The following is a 12,765-nucleotide window of genomic DNA, read 5'->3' on the forward strand; positions in this document are numbered from 1 at the left end:
CATCAAACTCGGTCCCCGAGCACTTCCCCTATCTGCCCAACAGAGTCGAGGATATAGTCCGGTCGAATCTCGGAATCTTCGAGATCGTCCGGTGTCGCCACTCCCGAGTGGACGAGCACGGTCGTCGCGCCGATGTGTTCGCCGAGCGCGATGTCCGTATCCAGTCGGTCGCCGATGACGAGGCAGTCTTCCGCCTGAACCCCCAGGCGTTCAAGCGCAGCTGCTCCTGCTTCCGGTGCTGGCTTGCCCAGTACGTGGTCGGGGTCTCTCCCGGCGACACCTGCGATGGCGTTAATGATCGCTCCGGAACCCGGAACGAGACGTTCGGGGGTTGGAATCGTCACGTCCGGGTCAGTGCCGACGAACGGGGACCCATCTTCGAGCGCCCAGAGCGCGCGAGTGAGTTCCTCGTAATCGAACTCGCGGTCGATAGAGCCGACGACGACCTCCCCTACGTCGGGGTCGTCCCGAACCGTGAACCCGCGTTCGCACAGGAGGTCGCGAAGATACGGCTCGCCGACGACGAACAGGTCGCGCTCCTCGTATTCGGTTTCGAGGAACTCCGCCGTGACAAGTGCCGAGGTAAGTACCTGTTCGGCATCGATTCCGATATCGTGCGCACCGAGTCGCTCGACGTAGTGTTCGGGGGGACGTGTCGGATTGTTCGAAAAGAAGAGGAGGTCGATTTCGTTTTCGCGAAGCGTGTTTACTCCGTCCTTCGCTCCGGGCAGGAGGTCGTCACCCCGAACGAGTGTTCCGTCCACGTCCACGATTGCACCGCGACAGATGCTCATAGCCGAACCAACGAACCGGAACGTGTTCAATCGACCGTCCGAACGTCGAACGTTCCAAAACGGTAGCATTTCGAGAGAGCGGGTCGCTGCTGCTGGGGACGACCACCCTCTCATTGATGCTTGCTCCGAGAGTACTCTGTCATGGGGGAACACAAATGGGATCACGTGACACAATCTGTGACGATAGTCCGACATCCACCGTGACGCGGCGGGAATTCGCTCGACGGGCGGGTGCACTCGGTGGAATCGGCGCGGTCGGTGGCTACACATCCATCGATCGTGCTCGGGGCGGGACGACGGTTCAGTGGGCCTCGAACAGTGATTTCTGGGAACTCACGGAGACGTTTCAGCACGCGCTTTGGGAGGCTGGGTTAGATCGAAACATCTCGCTCGAAATCATCCCCGGGCCGGCAGAAACGAACGAGGTTCAACAACAGTACACGCGGTGGCTGTCGGCCAATCTGTCCGAGCCGGACCTCCTCATGACCGATAGCGGGTGGACGCTCGACTTCATCATCCAGCGACAACTGCTCAACCTAACTGAACACCTTCCTGAGGAACTGTTACGACGGATCGAGTCGACGTATTTCCGAACGAGCTTATCGACGGCCGAGGGACCAAGCGGTGATCTCTACGCTGTGCCACTCTACCCCGACTTTCCGACGATCCTGTATCGAAAAGACCTGGTCGAAGAGGCAGGGTACGACCCCGACGGGGAGGACTGGGCGACGGATACGATCGAATGGAAGCGGTTTTCCAGGGTGACACGGAACGTACTCGACCGAAATGCGGACGTTCCGTATGGATTTACGTTCCAAGGAAGCCAATACGAGGGTCTCCCGTGTTGTGACTTCAACGAATTCATGACGAGTTGGGGCGGTGCGTATTTCGGTGGCCGAAAATATCTCTTCGGACCAGTCGGAAAGCGCCCGGTTACGGTGAATTCACAACCCACGGTGGATTCGATTCGAATGATTCGGACGTTCCTGTACGGCCAGGACGACGAATCGGCTCTCGACGGATACGCGGGCGAAATCGTACCTCGAGCGGTTTTATCCTGGATAGAGGATACATCCCTCGCACCGTTTCTCAACGGTGATGCAGTGATGCACCGAAATTGGCCGTACGCGATCCTCAGTGCCGGTGCCGATAGCGCGTTCGGTACCGACTTGGGTGTCATGCCGATTCCGTATGCCGTAACCGCACAACAGGCGAAATACCCCGGAACAGGTGGACCGACTGCCTCGCTCGGGGGATGGCACGTCGCCGTCAACCCAAACACGAACAAGTTAGACGAGACACTACAGGTGCTCGAAGCGATGACGCAGGAGTCGTTTCAGCTGACTCTCCTTCGGAATTTGGGGTTGTTACCGCCAAACCGGACGCTCTTTGACTCCTCGCGGGCGAAACAGGTGCCGGTGATGGGACGGTATTTGGATTCGCTTCGCGTCGCGGGCGAAAACGCGATACCACGCCCTGTAACGATCGCGTGGGTCCAGGAGTCGGAGAAGATCGCCCAGAACGTCTTCTCCGCGTATTCCGGCGTCCTCTCCCCGGAACGGGCGATGTCGGAGCTAGAATCCCAAATCCGACTCATCGAGAATTACAACGAACTATAAATATTGCTCACCTTTTGAGTCCGGGACGGCCGAGCGGGACTGAATGTGCTCGACACTCCTACCGACGTTCTTTTCGAGATTGCTCGCGGACGGCAGAATAAAGACGACAGGATGACAGAGGAAAAACGAGGATGAAACGACAACGACGGCGAGCGCTGCTCTATATTGCTGCATTCATCACGGTTCTCGTCGTGTACACGTTCGTCTACTCGTGGGCGATGCAGACGTTCGAAGGCGTTGACCGGAGCTTTCTCGAAGCGTTCGGTATCGTCATCGAGACGTTTACCACGACCGGATACGGGACGGACTCGATCTACTGGGATTCGATGGAGATGCAGATTCTCGTCATCATCATGCAGATGACGGGCGTCGTGCTCATCTTCATGGCTTTACCCCTGTTCGTGGCCCCATGGATTCAGGAAGCGATACGTGCGAGTCCACCCACGTCGATGGACGAATTGGACGGTCACGTCGTCATCTGTGGTTACTCGCCGCGGGCGGAGACGCTCATCGACGAACTTCGGTCGTGGGATCGAAACTACGTCGTCGTCGTCAGCGACCGTGAGGAAGCACTCGACCTGTACGAGGCGAACGTCAACGTCGTTCACGGTGACCCGGAATCGGCGGAGGTTCTGGAAAAAGTACACGTAGGCAGTGCGGACACCATCATCGCGGACGCGACCGACGAACAGAACGCCAGTATCGCGCTCGCTGTTCGGGAAGTTTCGAACGACGTACAAGTTATCAGTCTCGTCGAAGATGCCGACCTGACGAACTACCTTAAATACGCCGGCGCGGATCAAGTGTTTTCGCCACGGCGTCTTCTCGGTCACAGTCTCGCCGAAAAAGTGACCGCGTCAGTGACGACCGACCTCGGCGAAACGGTCACTATCGGTGAGGATTTCGAAATCGTCGAGCTGTCCATCCAAGACGGGAGCAAGGTCGCAGGCGCAAAACTCGCGGAGAGCGGTATTCGGGAGCGAACCGGAGCGAGTATCATCGGTCTCTGGCGGCGTGGGGAGTTTCAGAGTTCGCCATCTCCGGACACCACCTTGGACGAGAGCACGATCCTGCTCGTTGCAGGCCGGGAGAAACAACTGGAACGGCTAAAGGAGATGACGCTCTCGGACGGACACGGGTCCGCTCGCAGGTCGGTCATCGTCGCGGGATACGGGGAGGTCGGCTCGACGGTAGAAGAGGAGATGCAATCGACAGCTATGGGTACTGTCGTCGTCGATATCGAAGATAAGCCCGGCGTTAACGTCGTCGGCGACGTAACTGACGAGGGGGTTTTACGCGAGGCTGGTGTCGAGCACGCGAACGCACTCATTCTCGCACTCGGTGACGATACGACGACGATCTTTGCGACCCTCGTCGCGCGCGAACTCGCACCCGGTGTCGAAATCGTCGCACGGGCGAACGAGACCGACAACATCGGCAAACTGTACAGTGCAGGTGCCGATTACGTTCTCGCGCTCGAAACTGTTAGTGGTCGGATGCTCGCTTCGACGATCTTAGACGAGGAGGAAGTCATTTCGCCGGACAAACAGGTCGAAATCGTTCGAACGACCGCACCTCGACTCTCGGGACAGGACCTCAAGGATGCAGCAATCCGTTCACGAACGGGATGTACCGTTATCGCAGTCGAACGAAACGGCGATGTTATCACCGACCTCGGTCCTGAGTTCACGATTCGACGAGACGACCAACTCATCATCGCCGGAACCGACGACGACACGAACGAGTTCGCCGAGATCGCTCAGTAGGGGTGCGCCGACTTTCTACTTCGTTCCGGCTCACCGCTGACTTGTTTTCGACTCCGATCCGACTTCGTCTTTATACGAACGAGGTGGCCACCCACCACGTTAGGAACGCCTCGATAAACGCCGCGACGATGAACACCGGGAGTAGTCCCAGCAGGATGTAGTACGCCCGAACGAGTTCCGCTGCGAGACCAGGTGCTCCCGTGGAGCCGCGAACGTACGACCATGAGACGCCGCCGAGGTGAAGGCCGAGCGCGCCCGCGACCGCTAACGCGGGTATTTCGATGATCCCGTGTGGTGCGATGAGGGCGATTGCAAGCGTCGTGTCGGGAAGCAACCCGACGACACCGCCGACGATGAGACCGTTGAACAGAAGCGTGACGACGGCTGGGATACCGAATACGAGCCCGGCAAACGCCGCTGAGATGGCGACTAACCAATTGTTGACCGTCAACGTGACGAACGCTCCGAAGGGGACCGACCCGAACACGTTTTTTGAAACATCTGTCTGAAGGGTGGTGAGCGCAAACGGACTTGTCGTCACCCAGCCGCCGACGATTCCGCCCGCGAAGAGACCGCTCGCGATAAGGACGAGTTCGAACCGACCGAATACGAACGACGTAAGCTCGGTGAGTCCACGGCCGAATGCGCCCCGAATCGACCCGCGTGGTTCGGGTTCGAGCGGCGAATCGTCGAGATAGAGCGCCGTTTTCAGGAGGCTGAGGGTCGGAAACAGGCCGAACGCGAGAACGATTCCGAGAACCCGACTGACGCCGAGGAATTGGAAGAGGACCGAAACGAACCCGAGCATCCCGAAGAGACCGATGACGACGACGAGATACGCCGCGACACGGGCCTTGTTGTTCCAGCCGAAACGCGCACTTCGGCGGATTCCAGCGCGTACTCCCACGCCATCGATGACGATTGCCTGCGGGACGAACAAAAAGAGGAGATTGACGACCAACAACACCGGGGTTAGCAACAGAAATACGAGAAGTGACAATAGAACAGTCGCCGGTGTGAACTCCCCGGCGAGGATTGCTGGGAGAGCGCTCGGAAGCAACAGTAGAAGGGTGGCGGTCATACGAACCATGGACAGTTTGAGGAACGTCCACGAGTCCTCGCGGGCACCGGTAACTCCTGCTGCAATCGCAGTCTCGTTTCGGAGGGCGGCCGTCGCCGTGTGGACCTGCGCCGCTTCCGCGATGGCGCGAGCGACGAAGAAAACGACGATAGCACCGACTACCGAGAGGAGAAGGGTCAGGGTTATTTCGGGCGTGAACAGCTTTGTCATCGCGTCCCCGAGCCGTTCCATTTCGGCGTTGCTCAAGTCCGATTGGCTGAAATCGATACTCCGAATCGTACTAAAGATGGATCGGATTCGAGCCGTTCCGAGGAGTATGTAGGCCACTACGACCCCGACGATCGGTACCGTTTGTGCAACCATGCCAACGCTCGTTCCGGCGAGATAGATCGGAAGCACCGTCGCGGGGCGAGAGCGGAGCACCGACCATACCGACGAACCGGCGTTGCCGAACTTCATACCACTACCGTTTCATTCGAGTAATATACATGTAGTGGCGCTCAGTCGTGTGATCGGTATTCGATAGTGAGAAACTGCCGGCCGAACAGCCACATTTCGTGGCATGCCCTGATTCCATCGCCATCCGGAACGACACGAAACGTCTGCTGCATCGGGAGTGTGACGGAACCGATCGGTGTGACAAAATAGAGCCCTTCGTCACCCGTCTTCGTTTTCGTCGTCAGTTCGATCCCGTCCGACTCCCCGCCAAAATCGTACTGTCGAACGTGGAGAACGGTGCTCAGGTTCGACCACGGGAGAGGTGCTGCGATGTTGACGTAGCGAGTTTCGTTCCGGACGTGACTCGCATAGGTGGCAACAAAAACGGCGGTATCCGACTCGTCCGTTCGAATCCACGCCCGTGTTTCGTCTCGCGGGTCGTCATCCACACTCACCGAAACGATTCGACTGCTGAGGGTACCTGTCGATGGTTCCGAGGGACTTGGAAGGTTGAACTGTTCGATGTGCCTCATGAGTCGAAGCGCAAGGGTCGCCCCGAGTCGAAATCCGCGATGCCATCGGACATGATAGCTGAGGTCGTACTCACCTGTTCGTTCGTAAAACCGCCGAACCGCTCGATGGACTGATTCGGGGTAAAAATCGTCTCGTGCATAAGCAGCCATATCGTCCATCTCACCGGACGGATTTGCACCGGTCGTAACGTCGTGTTGTTCGAGATAATTCGCACCTACTCGACCGCGTGCGACGAGTGGGCTGAGCGGGACTTCACGAGTGTGTGCTACTGACTGTCTCAGTCGCCGGATTCCGACGATGAGCAGTACGAGCAATCCGACACTGCGCCATCGAAACTGACCCGTCGGAACGTGCATACTACCCGATTAGTCAGCTCCGTATTTCAATTCATGCCTGTCCTTCCGGAGGGTTATTCGGGTCATAATAAAGTAATATGAGGTGTTTTATGGAATTGATGATCGCCACAGAAACGAACGGGAACGAGCCGACCACGACCACGGTAACTCACGAGACCGAGGAGGAAACGCCGCGTCGTCGGTCGTTTTCCCTTCGCGCTCTCCTCCCCGGCCCGTACGTCCGGTACCCGAAATAACGAACCTCCCGAGATTCTCCCTCGATCTTTTATATTATCCTACGGAACGACCGAACATGAACGTGAGACAGGTCATTCCCCGGGATGCTATTCCGAGTGTGAACGGCCCGGAATTCGGGTCGGCGTACGACGGAAACCCGGACGACCGAGTCGTCGTCTTCGAACCCGAATCGGGGCCGGTGCGCGCCTATCCGGTTCGGTATCTACACTATCACGAAATCGTCAACGACGAACCGAACGGCCAACCGATCGCCGTGACGTGGTGTCCGCTTTGTGGCAGTGCCATCGTCTATTCGCGCGAAGCCAGCCAGGGAACGCTCGAGTTCGGGGTATCGGGAAAGCTCGCCGCCGACGACCTCGTCATGTACGACCGCGAAACGGAAACGGAGTGGAAACAGTCGAGTGGCGAGGCGATCGCGGGTGAACTCCGTGGCGAATCGCTCGCCGTCCTCCCCGCCGCACTCATCACGTGGAACGAGTTCCGCGAGCGACACTCGGACGGTCTCGTTCTTCAGCCGCCCGGTGGCGAGAGCGAAGCGAGCGGTCCGGGCGACGACCCGGCACCCATCGACTACGATGCTGAACCGTATCGGGCGTACTTCGAGCACGACGGATTCGGATTAGATGCCCATCGCGGCGGCGACTCCCGAGCGTGGAAGCGCGACGACATCGACCCGAAAGCCGTCGTTCTCGGCCTCGAATCCGACGGCGATGCACTTGGGTTCCCACTGCCCCGTGTCGAAGATGCGGGTAACGTCGTGACGGCGAGTATCGGTGAAATCGACGTCGTTGTATTTGCGGCGGATGGGATTCATGCCTTCGAACATCTCGGTTTCAATTTCGAGTACGAAGATGAGTTGTTCTTTCGTGCCGATGGGGTGCGCTGGCACGGTGCAAGTGGCGAGAGCGGCGGCGGCCGCCAGTTGACGAGACTCCCCGCGCGCCGACTGTTCGCGTTCGCATGGCAGGACGACCACGGTGAGGACGGATTCTGGTCGCCCGAGTAACGCCGACTTTCCGCGTCGAAACGCGATGAACGCCCGGGGGTGCTTTTGGTCGTGCCCGTCGTTACCATCCCTGTATGACCACGACCGCCGAGATAGCGGATTTCGTCACCGAAACGGCGTTCGACGACCTCTCCGAGGAGACCGTGGACGAACTAAAAAAACGAATCCTCGATTCGTTGGGCATCGCAGTCGGTGCGATGGGCGAAAAGCCAGTCGAAGACGTCCGGGCGACAGTCGAAGAGATGAACGGTCAAGGATGTACCCTCTGGGGAGGTGGAACGGCATCACCTCCGGACGCCACCATGCTGAACACGGCCGCCGTGCGCTACCTGGATTACATGGACTCGTTTCTTGCACCGGGCGAGACGCCCCACCCCAGCGACAACATCGCGGGACTAATCGCCGCCGGGGAGTATGCGGGGCGATCGGGGGAGGCACTCCTCACTGCGGTCGGAATCGCCTACGAGGTACAAGGCGAACTCGCGTGGAACGCGCCGGTTCGTGACCGGGGATGGGACCACGTCACACATACCGTTATTTCCGCGGCCGCCGGGGGCGCGAAACTCCTCGACCTCGACCGTGAAGCGACCCGTTCTGCACTCGGCATCGCGGGCACCGCACACAACGCCCTTCGGGTAACCCGGACCGAGGGGATTTCAGAATGGAAGGGGTTGGCATCCGCGAACGCAGCCAGAAACGGGGTATATGCAGCCATGCTCGCGAAAAACGACGTCGAAGGACCGACGAACCTCTTCGAGGGCCAGAAAGGGTGGAAGCATATCATCTCCGGAGATTTCGAAGTCGATCTGTCCCCGGTAGAGCGCGTCCACGACGTGATGACGAAGAAGTTCGTCGCTGAAACCTACGCCCAGTCCGCCGTGGAGGGAATCATCGAACTGGCAACGCAGAACCATATCGACCCCAACGATGTGGATTCGATCCATCTCGACACGTTTGCAGGTGCGAAACTCATCATCGGCGGCGGTGAGGGAAGCCGATACGATGTCGAGACGAAAGCACAGGCCGACCACTCGCTCCCGTATATGTTGGCTGCCGCGCTCATCGACCGCGAAATGACGAACGCCCAGTACGATCCGGAACGAATTCGCCGCGACGACGTGCAGGAACTCCTTCGAACCGTCGAGGTGGAAGCAGACGAAACGTTGACTGACCGCTTCGAAGCGGGTGAGATGCCCGCAATCATCACCGTGACGATGGACGACGGGACGACTCACCGTATCGAAAAGACCGACTTCGAAGGTCACCCGAACAACTCGATGTCGTGGGAGCAGATCGAAACGAAGTTCGGGCGGATGACCAAAGATCGATACGACCAGCCTCGGCGGGAGCGAATCGTCGAAACGGTGCTTCAGCTAGAAAACCACGATGTCGTTGACCTCGTCTCGTTGCTCGACTGATTTTGAGCTATCAGCCCGCCGCTAACGAGGTTATTCTTTGCACTCTGTCACCATATCGCATTGTAGAAGGAGTAACGATTTCCATCTTCGAATGATGTTACTATGACAGTTGGCTCGACGAAATCGGTTAAGCATCTTCCATAGAAAGTTCTCGTAACACCTGATCTCTGGCGTTTTAGCCGTTTGAAGGGCTTATATGCAGTTAGCCATAACCGTCAGTCCTGACGGTCGGGTTGAACGGTACTGGGCATTGAAATACAGTCGCGGCAACACGAATAACTGGCTGACGCAGGGCATGCTGCTTGCCCGAACGCGTCGCCAGGTGTATACGATGAAGAAAGCAATCAGGCTACTACTCGCAATGTCTATCGTCGGCGCGCTGTTCGCCGCAGGTGCCGCAGGAACCGCCGCTGCAGACGACCACCACAAGAAGAAATGGTGGAACGATAAGCAGGAAGTCGATCAAGAGGCCACGGCGGTTGTCTATCAGGACCAGTACGTCGCGCAAGGTAACTCAAACGTGCAAGGTGCTGCAGTCGCCGTTGGTGTTCTTGGTGACGCGGACGCAGTCCAGTACAGCGAGCAAGAAAACAACAACCTGCAGTACGGCGAAGCGGAAGCCGAAAACGAAGCGTAAAAAACCATCAGGATGGGCGCCGAGAAGCGAGCGGATTGAACCCAGTATCGACGCCTAACTGAATAATGGGGGAACTCTCCCCCGACGAACCGCATTTTCCGCCTTTTTCGCGTTCTCACGTTGAAACTCGAATTCGTTACTTACAGTACCAAATCGAGCACGACGCTCGACAGTGTTCGACCGATGAGCGACGGCGAACTCCGTACTGCCAGCTGTGTGCTCAGTATCCTTGTCCCTGTATACCAAAATCAGTCTATCAGAGCGGAATCGGTGACACTCAGTAATCGAGAATTCGCCGTCAGTGAGCGCCGAATAACAAAGGGTGAGTGTCCCATTCGAACGAATATGGTCGAACGTGGGACTCAATCAGAATTCCGGGGTACAACGCCCAATAAAAGCGAAAGCTCCGTGACCAGTCGTTCTGTCGTTTTCTTGTCGTTCACCTTGGTATTCGGTGTTGGTTTGGGTGTGTCCTTGATATCGGTCGGTTCCCCCGCGGATGGGGTCGTCGAGAATTCGGCCGGGACCGCTGTCGATGGCCCAACAGGTGCGCCAGCAAGTGGCGTTTCCGGAGTGCCAGGGGGACCAACCAAGACGGCGGACTCCTGTGTTCCCGAATCAGGAAATACCCTCGCGTGGCATCTCCAACGATACGGGTCGGGATGCGCGGATGAGAGACACGTTGGGTTTTCTGAAAGCGACGAATAAACAGACCTGGCGACCACCGAGTTTTCGGCTTGGTGTGGCGAGGACGATGAGTCCCTCGACGGGAGGTGTCATGAATCACGAGCGATAGGGATGGACGTCCGCTATCGTCGAGGTACTGCACGCCTGTCGCAGGTCAAACCATCCCTACACAAGATTGTTCGGCGGACGACCGATTCCCAGCAGCGCACGGGGTACTGACGTGATCGATTCCGTGTCGAACGTTCCACTGCCATCTTTCGCTCTTTCAGACACGGTCGTCGTTTCCGGCGACGAACGTACCCCCCGCCAGCCATGTTCGAGAGAACGGAGGGAGAATTTCACCGCTGGAAACGCTTCTGTCTGCCCAACTGCTTTTGTAGGTGCTCGTCGTACCGCGTTCGGGGGTTTCATGACCGATAGAGCATTCGACTTCCTGCACACGAACGAGCGCGAATCGAAACCACGCGAGAAGGGAATCACGGAGATGCGGGGGCCGTACTACGACCCGATGGGGCCACGCGAACTTCAAGACATCCTCGATACCATGGGCGAGTACGTGGACATCTACAAGTTCTCCGGCGGGTCGTTCGCTCTGATGCCCGAGGATGTCGTTGAAGAACTCATCGCTGTATGCCACGAATACGACGTTCAGGTCTCGACGGGTGGATTCATCGAGAACGTCCTCGTCCGCGACAACGATAAGGTAGAACAGTACGTCGAGGAGGCTGGCAATCTCGGTTTCGATATCGTGGAAATCTCGTCGGGCTTTATCGCGATCGGGACCGACGACCTCGTGGCGTTGACCGAACTGGTCCAAGACCACGGCCTGAAAGCGAAGCCGGAAATCAACGTCCAGTTCGGTGCTGGCGGTGCCTCGGCTGTCGAGGAGCTGGAGAGCGAGGAAGCTATCGATCCGGCGAGTGCGATTCGGGAGGCAAAGCGACACCTCGATGCGGGTGCGTACAAGATCATGGTCGAATCGGAAGGTATCACGGAACAAGTGCGCGAGTGGCGAACCGATGTCGCCTTCGCAATCGCCAACGAGGTCGGTATCGAGAACTGCGTGTTCGAGGCCGCGGACCCCGAAGTGTTCGAGTGGTACATCAAAAACTTCGGTCCCGAAGTGAACTTGTTCGTGGACAACTCCCAAATCGTGGAGTTGGAATGTATGCGCTCCGGACTGTGGGGCAAGAAGAGTTCATGGGGACGAGTGGTGTCGTACGACGGACACTGACTGGACACTATACTTTTTCGCCACTTCTAACCGGGGGAGGGTCGTATCGACTAACCCACCGAATCCATTGTTTGGGCTCGATTTCCTCACCCCATCAGTCTGGCACTGCATATTTACTCCCTGGTAGTCTTTAGCAGTTATGGAATACGAGACGATAGCGGGCGAAGACGTTCCGAAAATCGGTCTCGGAACGTGGCGATTGACTGGTTCAGCCTGCCGGGATACGGTCGCGACCGCCCTCGATTTGGGTTATCGCCATATTGATACGGCACAGGGCTACGGGAACGAGCGACAGGTCGGGCAAGCCGTCCAACAGTCGGACGTCGCCCGTGAAGATGTGTTTCTGACGACGAAAGTGTGGCCGATGAACCGGAAATACGACGATATCGTGGAGTCAGTTCACGAAAGTATGGCGCGACTCGGGATGGAATACGTCGATTTACTGCTGATCCATTGGCCGAATCCCGCCGCCCACACCCGCGAAGTGATGCGTGCGTTGTCTGACGTGCGAAGCGATGGGCTAACCACCCACATTGGCGTAAGCAACTTCGACGTGAAACAACTCGAATCTGCGCAAAGGGACGCCGAAGCACCGATTTTCACCGACCAAGTGCAGTTTCACCCCTACAACCCGCAGACAGAACTGCTCGACTACTGCCGACGAAACGACGTCCTGTTGACGGCCTACAGTCCGCTGGCGCACGGCGGCGTCATGCGCGACCAAATCCTCACGACGCTCGCAAAAATGTACGGTAAGACCCCTGCACAGGTCGCGCTTCGCTAGGTCGTTCAGCACGACGGCGTCGTGACCATCCCCAAATCGACGAGCAAGGAGCATCTGCGGGAGAACCTCGACATTTTCGATTTCGAGTTGACGGAGACGGAGATGGAACTCGTTGGCCGTCCCTCCCGCATTCGCACCGGAGTATCGATGCTTCGCGGTCGATTGGGGGTCTGA

At 57.9% G+C, this 12,765-nt stretch carries 11 protein-coding genes and 1 pseudogene; 9 read left to right on the forward strand and 3 right to left on the reverse strand.

Translation table 11 applies throughout. From position 1 onward, the window contains the following. Nucleotides 1-2: 2 nt before the first annotated feature. Nucleotides 3-794, reverse strand: a complete 792-nt coding sequence (locus OOF89_RS14830) for an HAD-IIA family hydrolase (RefSeq protein ID WP_266080403.1) — start codon at nt 792-794, stop codon at nt 3-5. A gap of 155 nt (nt 795-949) precedes the next feature. Here OOF89_RS14830 and OOF89_RS14835 point away from each other — a divergent pair, with 155 nt between their 5' ends. Together OOF89_RS14835 and OOF89_RS14840 are read left to right on the forward strand one after the other, a co-directional pair. Further along, the gene (locus OOF89_RS14835) at nt 950-2,413 is read left to right on the forward strand and encodes an extracellular solute-binding protein (RefSeq protein ID WP_266080405.1); all 1,464 of its coding nucleotides are present in this window, start codon (nt 950-952) and stop codon (nt 2,411-2,413) included. A gap of 131 nt (nt 2,414-2,544) precedes the next feature. Then, nucleotides 2,545-4,179 carry a potassium channel family protein gene (locus OOF89_RS14840; RefSeq protein WP_266080407.1) on the forward strand — a complete coding sequence of 545 codons (1,635 nt, stop codon included), beginning with the start codon at nt 2,545-2,547 and terminating at the stop codon, nt 4,177-4,179. A gap of 70 nt (nt 4,180-4,249) precedes the next feature. On the opposite strand, the gene OOF89_RS14845 is transcribed toward OOF89_RS14840, so the two are convergent. Beyond that, nucleotides 4,250-5,719, reverse strand: a complete 1,470-nt coding sequence (locus OOF89_RS14845) for a stage II sporulation protein M (protein ID WP_266080409.1) — start codon at nt 5,717-5,719, stop codon at nt 4,250-4,252. A gap of 41 nt (nt 5,720-5,760) precedes the next feature. Further along, nucleotides 5,761-6,588 (reverse strand): hypothetical protein, encoded by an 828-nt coding sequence (locus OOF89_RS14850; RefSeq protein ID WP_266080411.1) that lies wholly within the window; start codon nt 6,586-6,588, stop codon nt 5,761-5,763. 98 nt (nt 6,589-6,686) lie between these two features. On the opposite strand from OOF89_RS14850, the gene OOF89_RS14855 reads away from it, so the two are divergent. From OOF89_RS14855 to OOF89_RS14885, 7 genes and pseudogenes are all read left to right on the forward strand, one after another. Further along, nucleotides 6,687-6,824, forward strand: a complete 138-nt coding sequence (locus OOF89_RS14855; protein ID WP_266080413.1) for a hypothetical protein — start codon at nt 6,687-6,689, stop codon at nt 6,822-6,824. Nucleotides 6,825-6,880: 56 nt separating this feature from the next. Beyond that, nucleotides 6,881-7,831, forward strand: coding sequence for a DUF3179 domain-containing protein (locus tag OOF89_RS14860; protein ID WP_266080415.1), 951 nt, complete (start codon nt 6,881-6,883; stop codon nt 7,829-7,831). 74 nt (nt 7,832-7,905) lie between these two features. Continuing rightward, on the forward strand, nt 7,906-9,249 hold the full coding sequence (locus tag OOF89_RS14865) for an MmgE/PrpD family protein (RefSeq protein ID WP_266080416.1): 1,344 nt from the start codon (nt 7,906-7,908) through the stop codon (nt 9,247-9,249). Nucleotides 9,250-9,445: 196 nt separating this feature from the next. Further along, the gene (locus OOF89_RS14870) at nt 9,446-9,886 is read left to right on the forward strand and encodes a hypothetical protein (RefSeq protein ID WP_266080418.1); all 441 of its coding nucleotides are present in this window, start codon (nt 9,446-9,448) and stop codon (nt 9,884-9,886) included. Nucleotides 9,887-10,354: 468 nt separating this feature from the next. Then, nucleotides 10,355-10,594, forward strand: a complete 240-nt coding sequence (locus tag OOF89_RS14875; RefSeq protein WP_266080419.1) for a hypothetical protein — start codon at nt 10,355-10,357, stop codon at nt 10,592-10,594. Between the two features lie 388 nt (nt 10,595-10,982). After that, nucleotides 10,983-11,807 carry a phosphosulfolactate synthase gene (locus OOF89_RS14880; protein ID WP_266080420.1) on the forward strand — a complete coding sequence of 275 codons (825 nt, stop codon included), beginning with the start codon at nt 10,983-10,985 and terminating at the stop codon, nt 11,805-11,807. Nucleotides 11,808-11,946: 139 nt separating this feature from the next. Continuing rightward, nucleotides 11,947-12,765 (forward strand): annotated as a pseudogene (locus OOF89_RS14885) (aldo/keto reductase).

Origin of the sequence: Haladaptatus caseinilyticus, assembly GCF_026248685.1 — an archaeon.
In the GTDB taxonomy this organism is placed as follows: domain Archaea; phylum Halobacteriota; class Halobacteria; order Halobacteriales; family Haladaptataceae; genus Haladaptatus; species Haladaptatus caseinilyticus.